Origin of the sequence: Rhizobium sp. 62_C5_N11_2 (genome assembly GCF_051811185.1) — a bacterium.
GTDB lineage: Bacteria > Pseudomonadota > Alphaproteobacteria > Rhizobiales > Rhizobiaceae > Rhizobium > Rhizobium leguminosarum.
This window is the reverse complement of sequence record NZ_JBPWPW010000004.1, coordinates 252655-275203: the sequence shown is the minus strand read 5'-3', so window position 1 is coordinate 275203 and position 22549 is coordinate 252655. Positions and strand designations below refer to the sequence as shown.

Here is a 22549-nt window from a genome sequence, read left to right as displayed (position 1 = left end):
TAAGGTGGCACCATCCTCACGGAGCATAGTCCAGCGTCCGCGATTGGATGGCGCCACCGATCGAAGTTCGATGAACGGCTTACTGGAGAATCCACTCATTCCAGCGTTGGACCATCAGCTCTTTATTCGACTTGCCGTCCGCGCTTGTCTCGGCATACCATTTTGCGTTCAGAGCAAAACTGGAGGCCGTGTAATCGGGATACGATGCGAGCTTTCGTCCGATTTTTTCAGCTATCGTTTTGTAAGCGTTCTTGTTCGTTGGGCCCTGCCCGATCAACTCAGCGAACGCAGCTTGCCGATCGGCGCGACCGGTCAATTCGAGGAATTTCTGAGCATTTTCCGCATTTGGGCTGCCCTTTGGAATGCACCAGAAATCCGTGGTCAACTTCGCCTGATTGCGATTGATCTCGATTGGCGCCCCCTCATCGATCAGTGAAAGTGCACGACCATCATAGGACTGCACGACGTCGGCGACGTTATCGCGCATGATCTGCAGAATTTCGGAACCACTTGTCCACCATTTGCGGATGTGCGGCCTGATCTTGTTGAGGCTGGCAAAGACGCGGTCGACATCCAGTGGGTATAGCTTGTCCATAGGCACGCCATCCGCAAGCAGCGCTTCCTCCCACGGCCCGTTTCCATATTCACCGGTGAAGAGCGAGCGCACGCCCGGGAATTTTTCTACGTCCCAGAACTCCGCCCAGGTAGTCGGCCGCGGCTTGTCAGCCGGAAACTTCTTGGTGTTATACACCATGTTGGTGGAATAGACGTACGAAGCGAAGCCATTGGTGTGTTTCGCGAATTCAGATATTGCGTCCAATTCGTCTTTCTTCCACGAAGAGTAATCTACCTGTTCGAGATATCCCTTGGCGGTGAGTGGGTCGACGTTGGTCTGACCAAGATTCACGACGTCAGCCGAGACGTTCTTGGTGTCGACCATCATCGCGATCTGCGTGGATGAAAAGTCTGCGGTAACCGGGATAACCTTAACCCCGGTCTCGACCACGAACGGCTCGACATAAGCCTTCATGACTGCGTTTCCCCAGGTGCCGCCGCTCATGTTGACTTTCAACTCACCAGCGGAAGCGGCCCGTGCGCGACCCGAAACGGAAGACATCGCACCGACGGCGATCACGGAGGATGTGGCCTGCATGAAGTGCCTGCGATTTATCAAAAAGCTCATTTTCGTTCCCTCTGTTATTCCCTTGCTTATCAAGGGGCATTCATTCTGCTCGGTTTGTGGCGAACACAACTCACGGGATCAAACTCATTGCCGCAAGCGGTGTTTGGACCGCGGTGTTCGTCATTGTTGTGACGGACTTCATCCTTCCATTTCACCAACCAACGCGGCGGTTGCCGGCTGACCAGTTTCAAGCAACGGCACGCCCTCACGGACTATACCGGCTGGAGGCAATGCCTAGCGTAATACGGCGCCTATTGCAACAAATGTTTTATGCGTCCGGATATGCGTCAAGCGTATTAGATGCAGTCGGCCCGAGCTGCGATTTTGGCCAACTCGAAGAACGTTGGGGGAATATAGCCTGCGGGATTGACCTGATAAGCGCGCGCTCGCGTTGCATGTGATCGAAGGAAAGCCCTCCGAGCTGGAAATCTATAAGGAAAACGGAAAGCCGATTCTCATCGATCCTTACGAAATCGAGCTGTCCCGACTTCATTTCTACTGAACTGCACGCTCGCTAGACCGCTGGCTCTATTCTTACCTCCGCAAACGGCCGACCCCGGTCTTCCAACGCGCTTAAACTATGCCGAGTTTTCAATCCTGATTACCGGAAATCTCGGGCCTTGGGGAATGGGCTCGGCATCGTGTCCGGCTCGGGATAAGTACTCGATTTGCATATCGACACCCTCAAGGTGAAGGCCAGGAATTTTTACTGATCGGACCTAATGGCAACGGCGATCGTTTGAGTTCAATCGCATCAGGTTCAGGGATCTTTTGGTCTGCAGCCTTCTCGCTGTCCTAGTGGCAGAGTGAAACACTTGACGCATATTTTTGCATTGTGTATCAAATGACGCACGCGGCGCGCTTCGCAGGGTGCGTTTGCCGGGGTTCCGCCGAAAGGAACCTACTGCTGCATAGCCCGCCTAAATAGGACAATGAGTGAAAGGCTGAGGACTCAATGAAAAAAAATCTTATCACGTGCGTGCGCGCCAAGGGCAACGCCTTCGAGATTGGCTGTGCGCTCGGAAAAGCCAATGCCACAAGCTTCCTTGAATATCGGCTTGGCACCGAGCAATTTCGCGCCTTGGATGCTCGCTGGCGCGGATCGGAGTATTTGAAGAATTTGGAAGCCGCAGCCCGCGCGGCCTATCCCCGCTACGTGCGCGAAATCGAGGGGATCGCAGAAGGTGCCGGCAAGGATTTTGAGACCATCTTCCTGTTGAATTGCCAGGCCGACCTGCAAATTTCAGAAGCGGCCGCCACACAAAACTCTGTTGCCGGAATGGGCTGCACGACTGTCCTGATTCCAGCTGAAGGCAACGGCCCGGCAGTTATCGCCCATAATGAGGACGGCGAACCCGACTATCTTGGTGCCAATTTCTGGATAGAAATTGAGCCCGATGATGGGCTCGCGTGGAGCAGCTTTATGACGCCCGGCATGCTCCCAGGTGGGACTTTTGGCCTGAACGAGTCCGGCCTGGTCCAGACGATCAACGAGATCACGCCGAACGACCAAAAACCGGGCGTGCCCCGGCAGGTTCTCTGCCGCGCCATCCTTGATGCAAAAAGCTTGGAGGATGCGGTCGGTATTTTGAAGCGAAACGACCGCTCTTGCGGATTCCATCACACTCTCGGCGATGCGAAGACCCGCAAGGTACTCTCTGTCGAAGCGCCGGCCTCCGGCTGCGTCGCGGTAGAGGTTACTGAGCCACGCGCTCATGCCAACCATCTTCTCTCCGGCGAGTTCAGTGGATTGAAGCAGACCATCGGTGCTTCCTCCCGCGACCGACAAGAAGCGGCAGATCGGATGATCGCCGAAGGCGCGTTGGCGGGTGGAGCAGAAGCTGTGCTGTTCGATGAGACCACTCCGATTTTTAAAGAATGGAAAGACTCCCGGACGCTCGCGACGAGCATTTTCGAGCTTTTCCCAAACCGCATCGAGTGGCGCATACATGCGGCTCGTGACGAGCGAAACGCACTAAGCGGAACCATGCGCGTCGTCTAATGCAGCTCTTTGATCGCCGAGCGTAGCGCTGGCTTCGTCCTGCGATCGGCGGCCCATGGGTGCGTAGACCCGGGCGAGAAAAGTCTGGGCATCTCTTGCCGGCTTGCGACAGCCGGCACCTCGGCATCGATGGGGTTGGCCCCGCTCCACCGTCCAGTCGCTGACACTCACCGCGTATGGATTCCGCCATATAGGCCGTGATGTTCATGCCCAGACCGATCCAGCCCGCGGTGAAGGCCGAAAGGTTTATGCCGATCTGCGGGCCGCCAAAGTAAAGCAGGAAGAGCTGCACGAGAGAGGGCGTGCCGCGAAAGACGCTGACATAGCCCGTACCGATGGACCGTGGGATCTGGCTGCGCGACAGCCGCATTGCGGTCAGCACCGCAGCAAGGACAGAACGAAAGCCAGAAATGATATGACAACCGTCACTCCGGCGGCGTCAAGGAAATAGGGAAAAAAACCCTGGATCAGCGCGATGTCCAATGCCCCCTCCCGTGGAAGGCCGGGCCATCAGGCCCGGCAAATGGCGATCAGCGGATGTCGCGACCGATCCATTTCGTAGCAATGGTCTCGTAAGTGCCGTCGGCCATCATGCCATCAAGCGCTTTCTGCATCGCTGCCTTAAGTTCCGGATTACCCTTGCGGATTGCGATACCAATGCTGACGCTGGCGCCTTCGATGTTCGGAATGTCGAGCACGCGGATTGGGTCGCCGGATTGCTTGATCACGGCAAGCAGCGCGATGTAGTCAACCAAACCGCATCGATACGGCCGGCGTTCAAGCCCATCACCAGTTCGGGAAGCCCCTTGCAGGTTCGGATCGTCCAGCCACCGGTTTTGCGGGTCCACTTTTCATGGGTCTCGCCGAGGGTTACGCCGATGGCCGCCCTTGAGATCATCCAGTCCTTTCGACGTCGAGTCTTTCAGCACGAAGATGCCGCGACCATCACTATAATAAGGTCCAACGAAATCAACGACCTTCTGACGTTCCGCGGTGATGGTCATGGAACCGACGATGGAATCATACCTGTTTGCGACGAGACCCGGAATGATGCCGTCCCACGCCGTGGTCAGAACTTCGCGTTTCACGCCAAGACGGTTGGCGATTTCATTGGCAATATCGACGTCGAAACCGACGAGCCGGTTCTGCCCGTCAGTCATGCTGAAGGGCGGATGCTGGCCCGACATGGCGGCGCTGAACTTGCCCGGCTCCTTGATCGAAGCCAGTTCATCGGCAGTCGCCGGCAAGGCCACGCTGAACGCCAGGCCGAGGACAACCGTGGAGCGCATTGCGACCCGTGAGATGCATTGAAACATGGATGACTCCCCCGCTTATGATTGATATGCATCGGTGCTTTCCGAATTTCGATACTCTCCTCCTGTAAGTCATTCGTCAAATAGTTTGAATAGCGAGTATAGATCTACAGAATGCAACGCCGATGGGCTTGTGCCTGCGAGCCAACCTATGAGGCACAGCATTGATGCCAGGCTGCATTGTCACGCCATGCGATCGCTGATCGGAACCCCATCATCATCAGACCATCGGCTGCGAGCCTCCATCCCCAGACGGAAGCGGCCCTCGGCTGCGCCCGCTCTCGCATCGGCTAGAGCGTATCCGGATTTAGTTGAATCGGAAGGGATTCCGTTTTTGGCTGTTTTGTGATTCAAGATGCTGCTGGAGTGGAGGCCAGCATCGGATGACTCGACCTCTTTCAAATGATCTTCGCAAGCGTGTTGTTGATGCAATCGAAGCCGGCGAGAGCTGCCGGTCGGTGGCGGTGCGGTTCGGTATTGCCGTGTCTTCAGCGGTGAAGTGGTCTCAGCGCTACCGTTCGAGCGGATCTGTCGCGCCTGGGAAGATGGGCGGCCACCGCAAGCGGGTTCTTGAGCCGTACCGAGCGTTTATCGCCGAGCGGATCAACCAGACGCCGCATGTGTCACTGAACAGGTTGAAGGAAGAACTGGCCGCACGAGGGGTGAAGGTATCCCACGACACCGTATGGCAGTTTCTGCGGCGCGAGGGACTACGGTTCAAAAAAAACACTGTTCGCCCTTGAGCAGGCGCGCGCTGACGTCGCACGACGGCGACAGCGCTGGCGATCCTGGCAGGCTGGCCTCGATCCAAGCCGGCTGGTCTTCATCGATGAAACCTGGATCAAGACCAACATGGCGCCGCTTCGAGGCTGGGGGCCGAAGGGCAAACGGCTGCGCAGCTTCGCCCCGCACGGACATTGGCGCACCCTGACTTTCCTCGGCGCGTTGCGCTGCGATCGGCTCACCGCGCCTTGTGTCTTCGATGGACCGATCAACGGTGAGTGCTTTCGCGCTTATGTCGAACAGCAACTCGTACCAGTGCTCAAACCCGGCGATATCGTCGTGATGGATAATCTCGGCTCCCACAAGTCGGTCGCCATCCGTCAGATGATCCGCAACGCTGGTGCTCGGCTCTGGTACCTGCCGCCATACTCCCCCGACCTTAATCCGATCGAACAGGCTTTCGCCAAAATCAAGCACTGGATGCGCCTGGCTCAGAAGCGAACCATCGATGACACCTGGCGCCACATCGGACACCTCGTCACAACCATCGAGCCCAGCGAATGCAGCAACTACTTCGCCAATGCCGGATATGCTTCCGTGAAAACCTGAAACGCTCTAGTTGTGGAGCCTCAACAGGTTGTCCTTGATCAGGCCGAGTCTACTGACGGGCGGTTTGGATTGTAGGCTGCCGTGCGGGCGATGCCAATTGTAACGGTGGAGCCAGAGCGGCAGGTCGGCGGCGCGCTGCTGCGAGGTTTCGTAGGCCTTGGCATATGCCCATTCGCGCAGTGCGGTCTGGACGAGGCGTTCGGCCTTACCATTTGTCTTCGGCGTATAGGGTTTGGTGCGGATGTGTTTGATGCTGAGCCGCCGCAGCGCCTTGGCGTATCGATGGGAGCGGAAGCTTGTGCCGTTGTCGGTCATGACGCGCTGGACCTTGACGCCATGGGCTTTGAAGAAGCGCAAAGCATTGAAGAGAAAGCGCAGACAGGAGCGTCGCGTCTCGTCGGGTAATATTTCCAAATAGGCCAGGCGTGAGTGGTCGTCGATGGCCAGATGGACGTATTCCCAACCGATGCCGCGGCTGTTGCTCTGCCCCGTGCGATCGCCGGTGATGCGGTGGCCGGTTCGGTTGAATTTGCCGAGTTTCTTGATGTCGATATGGATGAGTTCGCCGGGCTGGTCGCGTTCGTAGCGCCGCACCGGCTCAGCCGGGGCCAAGGCCTTGAGCTTGTTCAGGCCAAGGCGCTTGAGAATGCGGCTGACTGTGGCTGGCGAGACACCCGTCTCCTTGGCGATGTGTTGGCCGGTCATGCGCAGGCGGCGTAACGTCTCGATCCGGGCGGCGGTGGCCTGCGAGGTCGGATGATACAGGCGGTGCGGTCGGGAACTGCGATCATTGAGACCGGCCTCGCCCTCCCGTCGATAGCGTCTTACCCACTTATAGACAGTCTTCACGCAGACGCCGAAAGCCGCAGCGACGGCCATCGGTCGCTGTCCTTCCATCAGCACGCGGTGCGCAATTACCGCTCGACTGAGCGGCGTGAGGCGGGCATTCATATGGATGTCCATTCGGTCCCCCGAGAATCACTGAAGCTTCGACAACCTCAGCTTTCCCGGTCCGGATCGAATGGACAACCTATTGGAAGCTCACATCTAGTCAGCAGAAGGCCCTTGATTAAATCCCTAAAATAGACTTTTGTGATCTCAGAACTATCCATAGTGAGATCTGATCTGTGATGCCCCAGCCCCCTGCCCAACAGAAATCTTCCCTCGACGCCGCTCTCCTCGAAGCGCGGGAACGCTATAACGCGAAGCGCCCCAAGAGTGCGGCGCTGCATCGCGAGGCGATAAACGTCCTCCCCGGCGGCAACACCCGGTCCGTGCTCGCCTATGCGCCTTTTCCGACTGCCATGGCGCGCGGCGAGGGCTGCCGGCTTTGGGACATTGACGGCAACGCCTATCTCGACCTGTGCGGCGAATACACTGCCGGTTTGTTCGGCCATACCGACAGCCGCATCCATGCCGCCCTCCACGACGCGATGGCGAAAGGACTGAGCCTGGCGGCGGTGGGAGAGGCTGAGCAGCGCCTTGCCAAGATCCTCTGCAACCGCTTTCCGTCCATCGACATGATCCGCTTCACCAACAGTGGCACCGAGGCCAACCTTATTGCGCTTAGCGCCGCGCAGGTGGTGACGGAGCGCAAGCGCATCATTGCCTTCCGCGGCGGCTATCACGGCAGCCTTCTGTATTACCCCGTGACCGGCTCGAGCCTGATCACAGCCCCGTTCCCGGTGACGCTATGCGACTACAACGACACCGATGGCACAGTGGCCGCCATCCGGGCCATCGGCGACGACCTTGCTGCCGTAATTGTCGAGCCGATGATGGGCAGCGGGGGCTGCATCGCCGCGGAGCCTGCCTTTCTGGCGGCAGTCGCCGAGGCCACACGCGCTGCCGGTGCGATACTGATCTTCGACGAGGTGATGACCTCGCGCATGTCGGGAGGCGGCCTGCAGGAACGTCTCGGTATCCTGCCCGACATGACCACGCTTGGAAAATATATCGGCGGCGGCATGAGCTTCGGCGCCTTTGGCGGGCGCCACGACCTCATGGAGATCTTCGTCTCTAAGGTGCTTCATGCTGGCACCTTCAACAACAACGTGATGTCCATGGCGGCAGGCGTCACCGCCATGGAAGAGGTGTTTACCGCCGCAGCAGCTGCCGGTCTATTCGCGCTCGGGGAGGGCCTGCGCGAACGACACAACTCAATTTCCAACACGGCCGGCGCGCCGCTGCAGTTCTGTGGCCTTGGCTCGCTCGCCACGGCCCATTTCCGTCGGGGCCGCATTGACCGCCCCTATGCGGTCACCCCCAGGGAGGAGGCGCTGAAAGAGCTGTTCTTCTTCGACATGCTCGACGCCGGCATCTACATCGCCCGCCGCGGCATGACTGCGCTCAGCTTGCCGACGACGGAACGCGACCTTGCGCATTTCACCGCTGCCGTCGGGGATTTCCTCGACGCAAGGGCGGCATTGCTACGATAGGCCGGCACCAAAGGCAGATCGCTACAAGATGGACAGGAGCGACATAACTTCGTCAGCCATGGCCACGGGCGCGCTGGAGGAAGAAGCTTATCGGCTGATCCGCAACTCGCTGATCAATGGCGATTTCACACCGGACAGCAAGCTTTCCATTCGGGGCGTCTGCGCAACATTATCGCTGAGCCCCATGCCGGTTCGCGCAGCCTTACGCCGCCTGGTCAGCGAGCGAGCGCTGGATGCCAAGCCATCGGGAACGGCCGTGGTTCCGCGCATGACCCGGCGCGAGTTTTCCGAACTGACGGCGATGCGCCTGCAATTGGAGCCGCTGGCGCTGACGCTTGCCGCGCCCCATCTGAAGCCCGCACAGTTCGAGCGGCTTGACGCCTTCGTGGCGCAGCATGAAGCCGCCCGGCTCGCCAGCGATCCGACAGGAGTGCGGCAAGCCGATACCGGCTTCCTGTTCGAGCTCTACCGCTCCTCCGGTTCGACCTTGCTGCTCAGCTTCATCGAGAGCCTGTGGCTTCGCCGCAGCCCAATGTTCTGGGAGGCGCGCTGGGCGCTGCTGGGAAGCTCGCTCGGCCGGGCGCCGCACAGGCACAAGGAAATCATGGGCGCCCTGCGCCAGGACCAGCCCGATCTAGCGCGCGACTTCCTCATCGAGGAGATCCGCAATGCGGGCGAATTCTTGCTTGAGGCGATGAGGTTCCGCGAGGCGACGGACTGAGTCGTTACCGATCGGGGCAGCGCGACAACCCAGATGGTCGCCCTACAGATAGGTGCGCTCCTCCAACGAGGTCTTCGCGACCATCTCATGAATCGTCCGTACGAAGGCGGTCTCGGCTGGGTTCATGCTTCGGCGCGGGTTCACCACGAAATGGACCTCGACCGCCGGCAGATGGTCCTTCGGCGGCACCTGCCACAGGAGCCCGGCGTCGACGTCGCGACTGGCGATATGCACTGGCAGCGCTCCAATGCCCGTTCCCGTGATGATCATTCGCCGCACCTCGGGCAGATTGGCAGACAGGCCGTGGGGCTCGGGGTGCAGATTGACGCGCTCACGCAACTGGCGCACCAGATAGAGCGGCCCGTTCTCGAGTTCGGTTTGGAACGACACCGAGCGTTCGCCGGACACATCCTCGATCCCGATGTCCGATCGGCCGAACAGCCTGTGCGGCGGACCGCAGAACAGGCCGAAGAACTCCCGGAACAGGATGCGGCTGTCCAGCATGGGATCATCCTCGCACATTAGGCACAAGCCTACCGACGCCTGGTTCTGCCGCACCCGGCTTAGGACCTCGGCGCTGTCGGTGATCGAGATCGAATAGGTCACCTCGGGATAGGCTGTGTTGAAGCGGGCCATTGCCTCATCGAAATGCGGGCAGACCACATGGCTGGTCATCGCGATGGCCACATGGCCGGTGACAACGGTCTCCGCCGCCGCCATTAGACCCGGCAGTCGTGAGATCGAGCCCAAAAGCATGCAACTTTCGCGAAAAAGCGTCTCACCCGCCGGGGTCAGCGCGAAATGCCCGGGTCGGCGATCAAGCAGCCGCTTCTCTGTGGTCTCTTCCAGGCGTTTCAGCGCACTGCTGATAGTAGGCTGGCTGAGGTTCATAAATTCCGCCGCCCGCGTAATGCCGCCCTGTTCGACGACCACCGTGAAAGTGCGCAGCAGGTTCCAGTCAAGCCTCCAGAGAAAACGCTCTTCGTATGGCCGCACTATTAATCCAATCAATCATCAGGATTATGATGATCTCTTTGCGCTATGAGCGGTGATGAGTCAAGTTGGCCAACAACCTGATTCCAAATGCAAAGTGCTAGTCGAGTTTGAAGTCATCGTCGCATGCAGACGACCATTCGATAGCCGAGAAATCGCTAAGATTGCGCTGGCAACGTCCATTGCAGTGGGACGGACCGTTAAAAGTTTTGAATCGATGTTCCCAAACCTCCCGCCACGCTTGAGGCATAAGATGACAAAGGGAGTTGATCGAATGTCTCTTACCGTTTTCGCCGCCGCTATCGAAGAGGCCGGGGGAAAGTCACGGACCAGGCCTTCGACAACCTGATGGGGATCATCACTCAAGCGCTTAAACGCGAGATGCCAGTGGACGGCGTGATACTGCTAGACGGTGCGATGGTCACCGAGAGCCACGACGACGCCGAGGGCGAGATCCTCCCGGCAAGTACGGGCAATCGTCGGGTGCGAACTGCCCGTTGCCGTCACCCCGGACCTGCACGCAAACGCAACGGAAAACATGGCGTGCCTGGCCGACATCATCACCACCTACCGGACGACGCCGCATACCGAGACGTACGAGACCGCCGAGCGTGCCGCCCGCCTGCTGCAGCGAGCGATGCCGGGTGAGATCAAGCCAAGCGTCACGCTGGCGAATCGTCCAGTCATGAGGGGTGTTCCTCTTGGTCAGGGGGCGAGAATGGAGTAATCGACCAATCTATTAGACCGACCGCGTCCTGAAGTATGGCCTTGGTCTGTGCAAAGCTTGATGAAGCGGCGATCACATGTCCAATGCGGTCTCGGTAGTCACCTTTCCTGACGATCTGCGTCTTAGGTTCGACATAAAGTTTGACCTCTACAACACCCGACACGGTAGCAGCCCGACTGTCGCCACCGATCCAATTGAGAGTGCCATCGCGATCAGGCAATAGGAACCGCACGCCTGCAGTTTGGAGATACCGTCTGCGCAACTCCCAGTCCACGCCCGTGGCAAGTTTAATGTGCTCGGTTACGAGATCGACACCATAAGCCAGCTGAACCCGCCGAGGATAGGTTCCACCCGCGATACGCGGATTGACTTCTATTACGACTGGGCCACGCGTCGTCCACCGCAATTCAATGTTAGTTGGGCCCCACCCCAGACCCAGAGCTCCCAAACAGCTCAGCGCCACGTGGGAGATGCGCTTGTGCTCGTCATTAGTCAGCGAGGCCGGAAAGATGCTCTCGCGAAAGACAAAATGCGGTGGATGATCGAAGTCGGCGGCGCTAATCCCAATGACCTCATTTCCCATGGTTTCAGCTTCATAGAACGGGCCTTGTGCGAATTCTTCGACGAGTATCTTCGGTGAAGACAGCCAGAGGTGTTTCCCGCCTAGCAGATGGTTCGTGTGCTCAGTCAATTCAGCGACGTTGCGGCACAGTCGGACACCGACGCCGCCGGTACCGCCGAGCGCTGGCTTGACTACCACTGGCAGGCCGATGTCCGCGGCAGAGCTTTCAACCTCCGCCGCGTTAGTGGCCAAACGATAAAAGGGTATCGGAACGCCGGCGTCTTCAAGCAGGCGACGCTGAGTGAATTTGTCGCAGCATCGTTCGACGGACGCGGGATTCGGTCCCGGTAAATCTAAATGCTGGCAGAGCTTTCCCACCATCGCATAGACCTTATCCTCGGCGCTTGTAACGCCAGCAATCTCGTAGGTCCCACGTAGCCGAGAGCATTCGTGGATAAGCGCAGAAAGATTGTTCGTATCAACCTGGATTGCGTCAAGGCCTCCCGCTGCGAGATGGTGGTACTGAGCTGGATCGGCCAACAGAGTAATTGGATGAAGGCCAAAACTCTGGGCAGCTTGGACATATTGCTGACCAACACCGTGTGCGCCTTCAAGCAGGATGAGCGCTCTTCTTGCCATTGACTACTGACCTCCGTATCGTTATGTGCGGCGGTCCGGACGTTAACGGCATCAAGCTTGCTAGCCGCGCCCGACCCCGACCTGCAGTGAACGTACCATTCTCACCGAGTTGCGGTCGTAAAGATCTTGTAAATTTTTATTTGACGAATCTGGTGCAATATTTTGATTGGCGGTCGGTAGCATGGAGCATCCTCAAAAAGGTGCACCCTCGGAAGAGATGCTGGCGGTTTTGATGCTGATCAGTCGGCCGTTAAAATCGCGTATAGAACATGATCATCGCGAAGGGAAACCGGTCTTATCCGCTTTCGGACATTGAGAACGGCGGCCCATCAACTTGGTTTGTGCGGTTTGCAAGGGACAGAGCCGACCGTCACACCTGTGGCGACAACTGTCGCGCGCTTAATAATCGTGCTCGATTGCGGACGATTGACATTCTCAGCCCCTTCTCGCTGTTGTGCTTGAACGCTTGAACAACCCAACCCTACCGGAAAAAAGCCGATGACCACCGCTATCGAGCTACACAACTCCCTGGGACACCATCCATACGATTGGAGCTTAGGTCGATGATAATTTGGCACGCGATGATTGAGGATGCGGTAGTTAGACCCAGCATAAAGCCGCTCGGACACAAAACCGATCAACAGCAGGACACTGGGAGAGAGTCTCCTCCACCTGCAAGCAGGGAATTTATGTGATTGGGTGCCGTTTATCGGCAGGGGTCGAGAACGGTACAATAGACCAAGTAATTAGGCCTGTGGCACGCTCGAGTATCGTCTCGGTATGAGTGTGGTGGGATGAGGTAGCGATGACATGTCCGATCGCGTCTCGGTCGTCGCTCTTTCTGACAATTGGCGTCTTGGGTTTAATGTACAATTCGACCTCGGCCACTCCCTTTTCAGCCGCCGCCCTTCGATCACCGTCGACCCACTCGAGAATGCCGTCCCTGTCCGGCACTAGGAACCGTGCGCCGGCGACCTGTGACCGCGTTATGCGCAAAACCGATTCCTCGCCTACCACAAGCTTGATGTGTTCGGCCACGAGATCTACGCCATACGCCAGCTGCACTAGCCGAGGAGTCGCCAAGCCCGGAACGCGGGGATTGATTTCAATGGCGACCGGTCCGCGTTTTGTCCACCGGAATTCAATGTTCGCGGGCCCCCACCCAAGACCCAGAGCTTCCAAACAGCTCATTGCCACATCCGAGATTCGCTCATGCTCGGCGTCAGCCAGCAGGGCCGGAAAGATGTATTCACGAGCAATGAAATAGGGTGGATCGCCGAAATCAGCGGTGCCAATTGCGATAACCTCATTTCCCATAGTGTCGACGGTATAATACGGGCCTTGCGCAAATTCTTCCACCAGCATCTTCGGCGAAGACCGCCAGACGTGTTTCCCGCCTAGCAGCTGGTCCGTGTGCTCAGTCAATTCAGCCAAGTTGCGGCACAATCGAACACCCGTGCTGCCACTGCCAACAACTGGCTTAAGAATTACCGGCAGCCCGATTTCTTTAGCAGCACTTTCAATGCCAGTCGCGTCTGTTGCCAGACGGTAAGCAGGTACTGGAACCCCGGCTTGTGCGAGGACCTCCCGTTGGGCGAATTTGTCATAGCACCGTTCGATTGAAGCCGGATTCGGACCGGGCAAATCGAAGTGGCGGCAAAGCTTGCTTATTATCAAATATTCCGATTCATCGCGACCGGCAAAGCCCGTAATGCCGGCAAGGTCATACGGAGCACTTAGTCGGGAGCACTGGCGGATCATAGCGTCTAGACTATCCGTGTCGGCACGGATTGCCTCACCCCTTTCCAACTCAAGATAGCCGTACTGAGTTGGATCAGCCGCTAATGTAATTGGATAAAGTCCAAGGCGCTCAGCCGCCTTCATATACAGAGGACCATTACCTCTACTACCTTCAATTAGGATGAGCGCTCTTTTTGCCATTGGTGTTAAACTCCGACCGATGCAAGGGCAAGTAACAGGTAGCGTCTTTCTCTCAATGGATACTCGCGGCGAGCGTATCATTGTCGGTGGAATTGCGTTGCAAAGATTGTGTAAAATTTTGAAATCGGCCTCTACGGCGCTCGTTATGCGAGCGAAATTCGCAAGATCGGATGCCGACCGGATCAGGCCGTCACAGAGCTGTGGTCCTGCCATCGCTGAGCCGCAGCTAAGTGAAATGCGGCGTGAGCGACTGTCCCACCAGAATGCTAGTCCTGCGCGTGTACTAAGACTGATGGGTGCGAGCCTGTCGCGCAGGCAGCTCTCACCGCAGAGAGCGTTCGTCCGTCAACTTATATAGCTTAAGTAAGGCCGGCATAGCGGAAAGGTGATGGCCTCTGGTATGCTGCTTGTTACCGCGAGCGCGTTGATTGCATTATAGAAAACCACCTCTTTCGGCATATCCTTGTCCGCCCTCGCTAGCGCATCTAATACGCTCCGTTTTTGTGTGGAAATCGATATTGAAGGAAATTGAGGTGGATAAGCTGCGGACATGGTGGAGTGCTGCCGGCGGCATATACAGGATGTCGCCAGCATTCACCGTAACTGCAGCGGGTGCAGCTCGTTTATACTGAGGGAAGCGTTTGTAGTCCGGTTGCTCTGGGTCGACATCAAACCACCGCCAGCCGCGGCGTCCACAGTAGGCGGCTTGGCTAGGCGGCAGAATGGTGAACTTGTTTTGCACCTTAACCGATGTTGTGCCCCCACATTGCCCGCTGTCGCCTGATCTGTGATCGAGTTTCCATGGACGAGCGACAAGGAGTTTCTCCATGGATACTACACTGGAGGTTCTTACGAAGCGTACGGAGCCGACGGGAGTTTCATCGGCAATGGCCGGACGAAGTCAAGGCGCGGATCGTGTCGGAGAATTTGCGTCCGGGAGTGACGGTGAACGAAGTGGCGGAACGCCACGGGTTGAAGGCCAATCACCTGTCGTCCTGGCGAACACTGGCGCGGCAGGGCAAGCTGGTCTTGCCTGAGCCGGAAGACGCAGTCGAATTCGCGGCCATCGTTGTCGAGACTCCCGCGCCGGAGCCGCCGGCGGCCAAGCAGACCTCCCGCGCCGAGATTGTCGTCGGTTCTGTCACAATCCGTCTTGAGGAAGGGGCGTCTGCTGCCCGGATCGCCGCCATCGACCGTAGATCTGGAAAATAGTTTATGGCTAGGTAGCGTGTCAAAATGAAGGGGGTAACGACTCCCTTCGGCCCCACAAAGAACTGCGAATAGCGCCACCAGTGTTGACGATCATGCCGCAATTTTCGTATTATTGGAACGCTCTCGCTCAATGTGGCCGATCACCTTGTTGTCGCTGTGAAACGGCGAGAAGATGTCGAAGCACTCGGTGGTTGGTGGCGATGTGACGGCATTGCTGGATCGTTTTGCTCAGCTCCAGGAGAAGGTGCGATCTCGTACTGGATTCGACAGCAGTATCTTTTCCGAAACAAGTCCAAAAAAACTGGCACACGTATCCGGAGGGGCACCTTAACAAAGGGCAGAGGGCGCTAGTCGTACAGCCTCAAGAGTGGCGGTTAGTTCCGCTGCGACAAAATCTCTCGAATGCCTCACCATGAAGCCTGTAGCTCGTCTCATCGTTCGCCGGTTCGAATCCATGCCGAAGATAGAAGCGAGCCCCCGCCTGGTTGCCATGATCGACTGTCAGGCGGAGATAGTGGTAACCGTCATTGCTAGCGGATCGGGCTACGTGGCGCAGCAGCTTTTCACCAATCCGGGCGCTGCGAAATTCCTCGTGGACGAAGAGGTCCTGGATGTACAGGCCCGGCTTGCCCATCCAAGAAGAAAACATCGGGAAGTAAAGGCAGATGGCGGCGATCTTGCCGTCGACCTCGGCCAGCATCACGGTAAATTCGCGCCGAGGACCGAATCCGGCGGCTTCAATATTTTCCCTGGTGCTTTTCAAGCGCCCGGGAGTGCCGAGAGACTCAGCCAGCAACCGAAGCGCCAGCAGGATCTCTTCGCAATCCTCGCGCTTGGCCAACCGGAATGATAATCCAGACGTCATCATGATCCTTTCTGCTCCGCTCGCCAGGCGACCTCGAGAGAGGTCGATATTGCTCAGGAAGCGACCTCAAGCAGCGCTGCCGCCCCCATGCCCCAACCCACGCACATGCTCACCACGGCGAAGCGCGCGCCACGCCGGCGTCCCTCCAGCAGCGCGTGGCCGACAAGGCGCGATCCACTCATCCCGTAGGGATGACCGATGGAGATGGCGCCGCCATTGACATTCAACTTATCCGAGTCAAGTCCGAGTAGGTCGCGGCAATAGACCAGTTGCGCGGCGAAGGCTTCGTTGATCTCGAAGAGGTCGATGTCGTCGAGCGAAAGGCCGTGGCGATCGAGCAAGGACGGAATGGCCAGCGCGGGTCCGATCCCCATTTCCTCAGGAGCGCAGCCGACGGTTAGCATGCCGCGGAATACACCGAGCGGGGTGAGGTTTCGTGAGGCCGCCTCCGAGGCCGACATCAGGACGCAAGCCGAGGCGCCGTCGGAAAGCTGGGAGGAATTACCGGCAGTGACGGTCGAATCCTCGCCCATCACGGGCGCGAGCGCCGCCAAGCCTTGCAGGGTGGTGCCGGGACGATTGCATTCGTCGCGCCCCAATGTGACTGACGCAATACTTTCCTCGCCCGTTTCCCGGTTCTTTGGAGGCTGCTCGGCCAAAACCGGAACGATCTCGTCGGCGAAGCGCCCCGCTTCCTGCGCGGCGGCAGTGCGCTCCTGGCTGATCAGCGCATATTCATCCTGCGCCGCGCGGGTGACGCGATATTTGCGCGCGACCAGATCCGCCGTGGCCAGCATGGGCATATAGTATCCCCCGCGGATCGCCGGCACACGATAGTGGGTGCCGTTCCAATCGTCGTTCTGCACCAGCGAGATGCTGTCCATGCCGCCGGCCAGAGCAATATCGCAGTCGCCGGAGCGGATCTGGTTGGCTGCCGTTGCAATTGCCGATAGACCAGACGCGCATTGCCGGTCGATGGTAACGGCTGGCACGCCGTCGGGAAGGCCAGCGGCGAAGACGGTATGGCGGGCGACATTGATGCCGCTGGTGCCCTGAGTCAGGGCGCAGCCCAGCGTGAAATCCTGCACTTCTCCGCCCTCTAGCCCGGCACGAGCCAAGGCGGCGCGCACGGCATAGGCCGCCAGAAGCGGCCCTTGCGTGGCATTGAAGGCGCCGCGATAGGCCTTGCCGATCGGGGTTCGGGCGGTGGAAACAATGACGGCGTCGCGCATGGGTTATACTTCCTCCAGGCCGCACCAGTCGGCGATGAACAGGGCGGTCGATTGTGTCACGCGCCGGACTGAGTCTAGGTCGACGCGCTCGTTGAACCCGTGGATCGCCTCGGCGCGCGGGCCATAGACGAGCGCTGGGGTGTCGGCGTAGAGGCCGAAGAAACGGGCGTCCGTGGTGGCGGTGATCGCCTCGTGTTCAAGGGGCTTGCCAACGACAAGGCTGTGGGCGCGGTCGAGCGCGGCCAGCGCCGCGCGCGCCGCTGCACTTTTGTCATCCTTGAAGGAATAGCCCTCTGCGGCGAAGCCATTATAGACAACTTCGGGACCGTTCTCGGCGAGGAAGGGGTGGTTGCGGGCCGCATCGAAGATGGTCTCTTCGATCATGTGGCGCACTTCGTCGAGTCTCTGGCCAGGGAATACCCCCATGCGCACATCGAAGACGCACCAGGCGGGGACAGAACTTGCCCAGTCGCCGCCCTCGATCTTGCCGATGTTGAGGTTGAGCGCATGGCTGTGGCCGACATAGTCGTGATGGCGGCATTCCGGCGCATTCATCCGCCGCTCCAGCCGGTGCAGCGCCTCGAATAGGGGGATGGCCGCCTCGATGGCGTTGGCGCCCGAACCGGCATAGGCGACATGCGTCGGCAAGCCTTTCAGGCGCACCTGAAACCAGATCACCCCGACCTGCGAGGACACGAGCTTTTCGGCAAACGGTTCGGGAATCAGTGCTGCATCGGCGCGGTAGCCGCGGTGCAAGCAGGCTAGCGCGCCATTGCCGGTGCACTCCTCCTCCACGACAGACTGAAAGAACACGTCGGCGGCGGGACGCAGGCCGAGATGCTTCAACGCATCGATGGCAAAGAGGTTCGAGGTCAACCCGGCCTTCATGTCACCCGCGCCGCGGCCGTACATCCAGTCGCCGTCGATGTGCGGGTCGAAGGGTGCGCGATCCCACATGTCCAGCGGGCCTGTCGGCACCACGTCGATATGGCCGTTAAGGATCAGGCTGCGTCCGCTGCTGGTCCGGCTGCGTAGGCTGCCCACCACGTTCACGGCGTTCTCATAATTGCCGATCACCGGCGAGAAGCCGGGCATGTTCGCGATCTCCTTCACATCGATTTGCCAGCGGTCGACCTCAAAACCGAGTCCAGACAACTCCCTCTCCACGAAATCCTGTGCCGATTGCTCGGCCCCTCGTGTCGACGGCTGGCGCACCAGTTCGGTCAGAAATTCCAGTTCGCGATCGAAGAGTGCATCGACCGCATGAAGGATGGCAGTCCTGTCCATCTAGAACCTCGGCAAATCCTGATCGGGGATACGGAATGGGGCGCCGGTGGCCGCGCGAAGCTCGGTGAGGCCGACGCCTTCGGCGATTTCGCGCAGATGTAGGCCTTCGGCGGTGACGTCGAAGACCGCCATATCGGTATAGATCCGGCTCACACGGCCTTTGGCGGTTAAGGGCAGGGTACATTGTACGAGGATCTTCGGGTTGCCCTTGCGATCCGTGTGCATCATGATAACGCCCACCCGCCGCGCCTTTTGCGCCAGTTCGATCGCGCCGCCAATGCCCGGCGAGAATTTGCCAGGGATCTTCCAGTTCGCCAGATCGCCGTTCGCCGCGACCTCGAAGGCCCCCAACAGGGTCAGATCGAGGCGGCCGGAGCGCACGATCGCGAAGCTGACCGCGCTGTCGAAGAATGCCGTGCCGGGTATGGTGGAGACATAGGCGCCGCCAGCGTCGATCAGGTTGCGGTCGGCCATGTCGGGCGATAGAACAGGTCCGACGCCGGCGATCCCGTTTTCCGAATGCAGGCAGACCGGGATGCCGGAGACCACATATTGCAGCACCTCAGTCGGCAGCCCGATGCCCAGATTGACAGTCATGCCGGGCAGGATATCGGCAGCTGTGCGCTTCAGCATCTTCTCTTTAGCGTTGGACGACACCGTAGACCTCCGGCAATTCAGTCAGTTCAACCACCGTATCGACAAAAGCTCCGGACAAGTGGATACTCTCGGGTAGGAGCGCGCCAAGGGTCACGATCCTCTCAGCCTCAACAATGGTTTGGCGCGCGGCCATGGCCATTAGGGGATTGAAGTTGCGCGCCGAGGCCGAGAAGGAAAGATTGCCGAAAGCATCGGCCTTGTGGGCATGGATCAACGCGAAATCGGCACGCAGTGCGGTCTCGAGAAGACCCGTCCTGCCCTCTATGACAATGCTCTGCTTTCCCTCCTCGACGGGAGTGCCAAGGCCGATATCAGTTACAAAGCCCATCATTCCAGCTCCGGCCACGCGGATGCGCTCGGCCAGAATGCCTTGCGGGACGAATTCCACCTCGATGGCGCCTTCGTTCATCATGCGTATGGCGGTCGGGTTGAGACCGATATGACTGGTTACCAGCTTGGCCACCTGGCCATTTTCTAGCAACCAATCGACGCCCATTCCTGCTTCATTGGCGTCGTTCTTGATGATTATCAGATTGCGGGGGCCCTGCCTAACCAGCTCACGGATCAGGCAGAAGGGCGTTCCGGGCACGCCGAAGCCGCCGAGCATGACCGAGGCGCCGTCCCCAATGGCCGAGATGGCCTCTTCAATCGCGCCGCGCTTGTCAGGCAGTGTCATGCAAGTCATCCCACTTCTTGCCGACTCGCGCATATGCGGCGGGCCAGCGTTCGCGAATAGTTCGAACAGATCGTCTTGCGCCAAAACGTTGGTTTCGCGCTGTCGGCTTTGGAAAACAATGTCCCGGACGGCGGAATGCCGTTCCCGGTGCGGACCTCCCTGCCCAGACAGCACCCATCAAGGTCGCTTTGCGTTTGGAATCTACTTTGTTCGCGAATTTGACCACTCCCGCTACATAACGCAAACAGATAAATATAATCATGATCATTGATTGAATTTATGGCTCTCCCTTACGAGAAAAGTGTCTTCTCTGGGAGCTGGACTGGAACCGCCTGCGCAGGGGCCGTCTATTCCAACATGGGCGCAAGCGAGTCGATCAGAGTATTGCCCATAGGAGGTGGAGGCCGTCCACATAAGGATCGGTAGTGCTTGAATTGAATTATGTTAATCCGAAGGCGGATACGCGTGCCCGCCGCCCTTGAAGTCGCAGACCCTATAGCAACCTGCCTCCTCTTGCTGAATGGCATCCGGTCCGATCACCGCCTTCCCATGCCCACCCGGAATGTCGAGGATGTAGGTCGGCTGGCAAAGCCCCGAGATTCGACCGCGCAGGCCTGCCACGAGGGCGCGGCCTTCCTCAATGGAGAGGCGGAAATGCCTCGTGCCGCGGGCGAGGTCCGGGTGGTGAAGATAATAAGGTTTTACCCTCGTTTCCACGAAAGCGCGCATGAGCGCCGCCAACGTGTCGGGATCGTCGTTGACGCCCTTGAGCAGAACCGATTGGCTGATCATAACGACGCCCGAATCGACGAGACGAGCGCAGGCCTCGCGAGCCGAAGGCGCCAACTCGCGCGGATGATTGGCATGGAGGGCTACATAGGCCGTCTTGCCGCTCGCCTCTATGGCGGTAATCAAAGCCTCGTTGATCCGTTCCGGCTCGACCACGGGAACGCGGGTGTGAAAGCGGACGATCTTCACGTGATCGATGGCATCCAGCCGCTGCATGATTTCCCCGAGGCGGCGGGGTGAGAGCATGAGCGGTTCCCCACCGGTGAGGATCACCTCCCAGATTTCCGGGCGATTGGCGATATAGGCAAACGCCTCGTCCATGGCCTCGGGCGAGAGGGTGCCGAGCCCCTGCGGACCGACCATTTGGCGGCGGAAGCAGAAGCGGCAATAGACCGGGCAGACATGCACGGCCTTGAGCAGGACCCGGTCGGGATAACGATGCACGATCCCTTCGACAGGACTGTGCGTGAGATCGCCAATGGGATCCTCGCGCTCCTCGGGCGCCACATTTAGCTCGGCCGCATCCGGCACGAACTGGCGCGCGATCGGATCCTTCGGATCGTTCCGGTCGATCAGCGCGGCGATGGCGGGGCTGATCCCGACGGCATGGCGCTCGGCCACGGCGTCGATACTACTAGCAAGGTCTTCAGCCGTAACGAAGCCAGATTCGACCAGCTCTGCAGGTGTGCGGATGGGACGAGCGCTTGTCGGCTTAGGTTGATTGTGCTGCCCTGACATGTTGCTTTACTCCCTCGTTTCAGCGATCGCGCTATACTCACGCCATGAATGCCAGACGGCAATTCCTGACCGCGACAAGGGGAGCTTCAAAAGTCATGCCAACTGCGCAGAAAGAGCCTCAGATGATATGTTGGGCAGTGTATTCAATAGCTCCCATGAGACTGCGGCAGGACGCCAGGTCACATAGCATCGTGCCACACACTCGACAAACCCGACAATTGTTGGATCCCAAGCATTCTCCGAGAAATGGCGAACAGGTTCTTTCGCGGGAAAGTGGGGCTCACGCACCATCCAAGCGCGCCCCGCGTTGTCTGATGTCCAACGATGTTGGACAAGCGACATAGCAGCATGAGAGGTATCGTATTGTGTTTTAATGGTATTCTCTTTTGGAACGGTAGATGCATGGTTATCCTAAAGCGCGTCGCAGACCGACGAGGACATCTCATGAACACGCTCATCCAAAATGATGTCACTGCCATGAGGATCGCGCTTTCCCGACCTGCGGAGCAGATGGGAAGGCTTGGCAATCTAATGGCAGGCTGACCAAAAATCGGAAGTCAGACACGTCTGAGAACTGGCTCGATTTACCGTCATGTCGCCGCATCGGACACCACGAAAGGCCAACACAAATGGCAACAAGAGCCCTCATCCTGTTTGAAAGCAATACACCGGGCGATGGTCTGCTCTACGTCCAAGCGGCCTGGCGTCTCGGTTTTCATCCAAGGGCCCTGTCGGCTGATCCAGCTCAGTACACTACATTGCGAGGGACGCCACCGAGGCGATCGGTGTTGATACGCATTGTTGCACCGATGAGCGATTTAGCGGCCGGAGTGGCATGGCATAGGGAACCGCGTCCTCCTGATCTCGGATTTCCGCTATGCCCTTCAAAACTAATGCCGCTCGCCGTCACTGCATTCCGAAGCAGCAATACCGGGTGCGGAATTGGGCGGAGTATGAATCTGCCTTGCAGCAGCGCGGAAGCCTCGCCGTCTGGTTTTCTGACGAGGCGATTGCCGGCTGCCGGGCCGAACCCCGCAGGACACAAGCCGCTGACTGATCATCCCGCCACGATCAACGGCGGTGCCGAGCGATACGGCGGAGACCGCGCCGACTCAGCGCGACCGGTATCTCCAAAACTAAGCGCAGCATGGAGGTAGGGGCTGGCAGAAGCGGTCTCACCAGCCAATCCATGCAACCCGGTCGTGACGAGCCAGACGGTGCGACTGAGTTCCAGCAAGACAA

At 58.7% G+C, this 22549-nt stretch carries 18 protein-coding genes and 4 pseudogenes; 8 read left to right on the top strand and 14 right to left on the bottom strand.

Features of this window, described 5'->3' with window-relative positions; genetic code table 11:
• Nucleotides 1–79 precede the first annotated feature (79 nt).
• Nucleotides 80–1183: an ABC transporter substrate-binding protein gene (locus tag AB8B31_RS33095; protein ID WP_096772057.1), complete on the bottom strand. Its 1104-nt coding sequence runs from the start codon at nt 1181–1183 to the stop codon at nt 80–82.
• Nucleotides 1184–2138: 955 nt separating this feature from the next.
• On the opposite strand from AB8B31_RS33095, the gene AB8B31_RS33090 reads away from it, so the two are divergent.
• Nucleotides 2139–3185 carry a C45 family autoproteolytic acyltransferase/hydolase gene (locus AB8B31_RS33090; RefSeq protein ID WP_096772056.1) on the top strand — a complete coding sequence of 349 codons (1047 nt, stop codon included), beginning with the start codon at nt 2139–2141 and terminating at the stop codon, nt 3183–3185.
• Between the two features lie 229 nt (nt 3186–3414).
• Here the strand turns inward: AB8B31_RS33090 and AB8B31_RS33085 are convergent.
• A pseudogene (locus tag AB8B31_RS33085) lies at nt 3415–3555 on the bottom strand (ABC transporter permease subunit); the annotation flags it as partial.
• A 160-nt stretch (nt 3556–3715) separates the two neighbouring features.
• Nucleotides 3716–4474: pseudogene (locus tag AB8B31_RS33080) on the bottom strand (transporter substrate-binding domain-containing protein).
• Nucleotides 4475–4881: 407 nt separating this feature from the next.
• Here AB8B31_RS33080 and AB8B31_RS33075 point away from each other — a divergent pair.
• A protein-coding gene (locus tag AB8B31_RS33075) for an IS630 family transposase (protein WP_097622115.1) occupies nt 4882–5830 on the top strand; the annotation gives its coding sequence in 2 pieces (ribosomal slippage) (nt 4882–5217 and nt 5219–5830; 948 coding nt in all).
• A 6-nt stretch (nt 5831–5836) separates the two neighbouring features.
• Here the strand turns inward: AB8B31_RS33075 and AB8B31_RS33070 are convergent.
• Nucleotides 5837–6793, bottom strand: coding sequence for an IS481 family transposase (locus AB8B31_RS33070; RefSeq protein ID WP_116273131.1), 957 nt, complete (start codon nt 6791–6793; stop codon nt 5837–5839).
• Nucleotides 6794–6960: 167 nt separating this feature from the next.
• On the opposite strand from AB8B31_RS33070, the gene AB8B31_RS33065 reads away from it, so the two are divergent.
• The gene (locus AB8B31_RS33065; RefSeq protein WP_096772375.1) at nt 6961–8268 is read left to right on the top strand and encodes an aspartate aminotransferase family protein; all 1308 of its coding nucleotides are present in this window, start codon (nt 6961–6963) and stop codon (nt 8266–8268) included.
• Entirely contained in the window at nt 8207–8989 is a 783-nt protein-coding gene (locus tag AB8B31_RS33060; RefSeq protein ID WP_439004416.1) for a GntR family transcriptional regulator, read from the top strand. Before AB8B31_RS33065 ends, AB8B31_RS33060 begins: the two co-directional genes overlap by 62 nt.
• A gap of 42 nt (nt 8990–9031) precedes the next feature.
• Here the strand turns inward: AB8B31_RS33060 and AB8B31_RS33055 are convergent, their stop codons facing one another.
• On the bottom strand, nt 9032–9985 hold the full coding sequence (locus AB8B31_RS33055) for a LysR family transcriptional regulator (protein WP_239621063.1): 954 nt from the start codon (nt 9983–9985) through the stop codon (nt 9032–9034).
• Between the two features lie 345 nt (nt 9986–10330).
• Here AB8B31_RS33055 and AB8B31_RS33050 point away from each other — a divergent pair.
• Nucleotides 10331–10381: pseudogene (locus AB8B31_RS33050) on the top strand (hypothetical protein); the annotation flags it as partial.
• Between the two features lie 13 nt (nt 10382–10394).
• Complete coding sequence (locus AB8B31_RS33045; protein ID WP_275593049.1) at nt 10395–10709, top strand: M81 family metallopeptidase; 315 nt, start codon at nt 10395–10397, stop codon at nt 10707–10709.
• Here AB8B31_RS33045 and AB8B31_RS33040 read toward each other — a convergent pair.
• From AB8B31_RS33040 to AB8B31_RS33030, 3 genes are all read right to left on the bottom strand, one after another.
• Entirely contained in the window at nt 10666–11910 is a 1245-nt protein-coding gene (locus tag AB8B31_RS33040; protein WP_096772283.1) for an ATP-grasp domain-containing protein, read from the bottom strand. The genes AB8B31_RS33045 and AB8B31_RS33040 overlap by 44 nt on opposite strands.
• Before the next feature lie 687 nt (nt 11911–12597).
• Complete coding sequence (locus AB8B31_RS33035; protein ID WP_096772284.1) at nt 12598–13851, bottom strand: ATP-grasp domain-containing protein; 1254 nt, start codon at nt 13849–13851, stop codon at nt 12598–12600.
• 433 nt (nt 13852–14284) lie between these two features.
• Complete coding sequence (locus AB8B31_RS33030) at nt 14285–14680, bottom strand: cupin-like domain-containing protein (protein ID WP_239621062.1); 396 nt, start codon at nt 14678–14680, stop codon at nt 14285–14287.
• On the opposite strand from AB8B31_RS33030, the gene tnpA reads away from it, so the two are divergent.
• Complete coding sequence (gene tnpA / locus AB8B31_RS33025) at nt 14602–15063, top strand: IS66-like element accessory protein TnpA (RefSeq protein ID WP_439004415.1); 462 nt, start codon at nt 14602–14604, stop codon at nt 15061–15063. The genes AB8B31_RS33030 and tnpA overlap by 79 nt on opposite strands.
• A 100-nt stretch (nt 15064–15163) precedes the next feature.
• Nucleotides 15164–15325 (top strand): annotated as a pseudogene (locus AB8B31_RS33020) (IS110 family transposase); the annotation flags it as partial.
• A 99-nt stretch (nt 15326–15424) separates the two neighbouring features.
• Here AB8B31_RS33020 and AB8B31_RS33015 read toward each other — a convergent pair.
• The 6 genes from AB8B31_RS33015 to AB8B31_RS32990 all read right to left on the bottom strand — a co-directional run bounded on the left by AB8B31_RS33015 (nt 15425) and on the right by AB8B31_RS32990 (nt 21307).
• Nucleotides 15425–15928 (bottom strand): GNAT family N-acetyltransferase, encoded by a 504-nt coding sequence (locus AB8B31_RS33015; protein ID WP_096772290.1) that lies wholly within the window; start codon nt 15926–15928, stop codon nt 15425–15427.
• Nucleotides 15929–15981: 53 nt separating this feature from the next.
• The gene (locus AB8B31_RS33010; RefSeq protein ID WP_096772285.1) at nt 15982–17160 is read right to left on the bottom strand and encodes a thiolase family protein; all 1179 of its coding nucleotides are present in this window, start codon (nt 17158–17160) and stop codon (nt 15982–15984) included.
• 3 nt (nt 17161–17163) lie between these two features.
• Nucleotides 17164–18447: an ArgE/DapE family deacylase gene (locus AB8B31_RS33005; RefSeq protein WP_096772286.1), complete on the bottom strand. Its 1284-nt coding sequence runs from the start codon at nt 18445–18447 to the stop codon at nt 17164–17166.
• On the bottom strand, nt 18448–19104 hold the full coding sequence (locus AB8B31_RS33000) for a 3-oxoacid CoA-transferase subunit B (protein WP_245424675.1): 657 nt from the start codon (nt 19102–19104) through the stop codon (nt 18448–18450). It abuts the gene before it with no gap.
• Nucleotides 19088–19789 (bottom strand): CoA transferase subunit A, encoded by a 702-nt coding sequence (locus AB8B31_RS32995; protein ID WP_096772291.1) that lies wholly within the window; start codon nt 19787–19789, stop codon nt 19088–19090. Before AB8B31_RS32995 ends, AB8B31_RS33000 begins: the two co-directional genes overlap by 17 nt.
• A 435-nt stretch (nt 19790–20224) precedes the next feature.
• Nucleotides 20225–21307, bottom strand: a complete 1083-nt coding sequence (locus AB8B31_RS32990) for a lysine-2,3-aminomutase-like protein (protein ID WP_096772288.1) — start codon at nt 21305–21307, stop codon at nt 20225–20227.
• Nucleotides 21308–22549 lie beyond the last annotated feature (1242 nt).

Bases quoted from the DNA above. Each gene is read 5' to 3' on its own strand.
- AB8B31_RS33095 (WP_096772057.1), bottom strand. From the start codon at position 1,183: ATGAGCTTTTTGATAAATCGCAGGCACTTCATGCAGGCCACATCCTCC.
- AB8B31_RS33090 (WP_096772056.1), top strand. From the start codon at position 2,139: ATGAAAAAAAATCTTATCACGTGCGTGCGCGCCAAGGGCAACGCCTTC.
- AB8B31_RS33070 (WP_116273131.1), bottom strand. From the start codon at position 6,793: ATGGACATCCATATGAATGCCCGCCTCACGCCGCTCAGTCGAGCGGTA.
- AB8B31_RS33065 (WP_096772375.1), top strand. From the start codon at position 6,961: ATGCCCCAGCCCCCTGCCCAACAGAAATCTTCCCTCGACGCCGCTCTC.
- AB8B31_RS33040 (WP_096772283.1), bottom strand. From the start codon at position 11,910: ATGGCAAGAAGAGCGCTCATCCTGCTTGAAGGCGCACACGGTGTTGGT.
- AB8B31_RS33035 (WP_096772284.1), bottom strand. From the start codon at position 13,851: ATGGCAAAAAGAGCGCTCATCCTAATTGAAGGTAGTAGAGGTAATGGT.
- tnpA (WP_439004415.1), top strand. From the start codon at position 14,602: ATGTTGTGCCCCCACATTGCCCGCTGTCGCCTGATCTGTGATCGAGTT.
- AB8B31_RS33030 (WP_239621062.1), bottom strand. From the start codon at position 14,680: ATGGAGAAACTCCTTGTCGCTCGTCCATGGAAACTCGATCACAGATCA.
- AB8B31_RS33015 (WP_096772290.1), bottom strand. From the start codon at position 15,928: ATGACGTCTGGATTATCATTCCGGTTGGCCAAGCGCGAGGATTGCGAA.
- AB8B31_RS33010 (WP_096772285.1), bottom strand. From the start codon at position 17,160: ATGCGCGACGCCGTCATTGTTTCCACCGCCCGAACCCCGATCGGCAAG.
- AB8B31_RS33005 (WP_096772286.1), bottom strand. From the start codon at position 18,447: ATGGACAGGACTGCCATCCTTCATGCGGTCGATGCACTCTTCGATCGC.
- AB8B31_RS32995 (WP_096772291.1), bottom strand. From the start codon at position 19,789: ATGACTTGCATGACACTGCCTGACAAGCGCGGCGCGATTGAAGAGGCC.
- AB8B31_RS32990 (WP_096772288.1), bottom strand. From the start codon at position 21,307: ATGTCAGGGCAGCACAATCAACCTAAGCCGACAAGCGCTCGTCCCATC.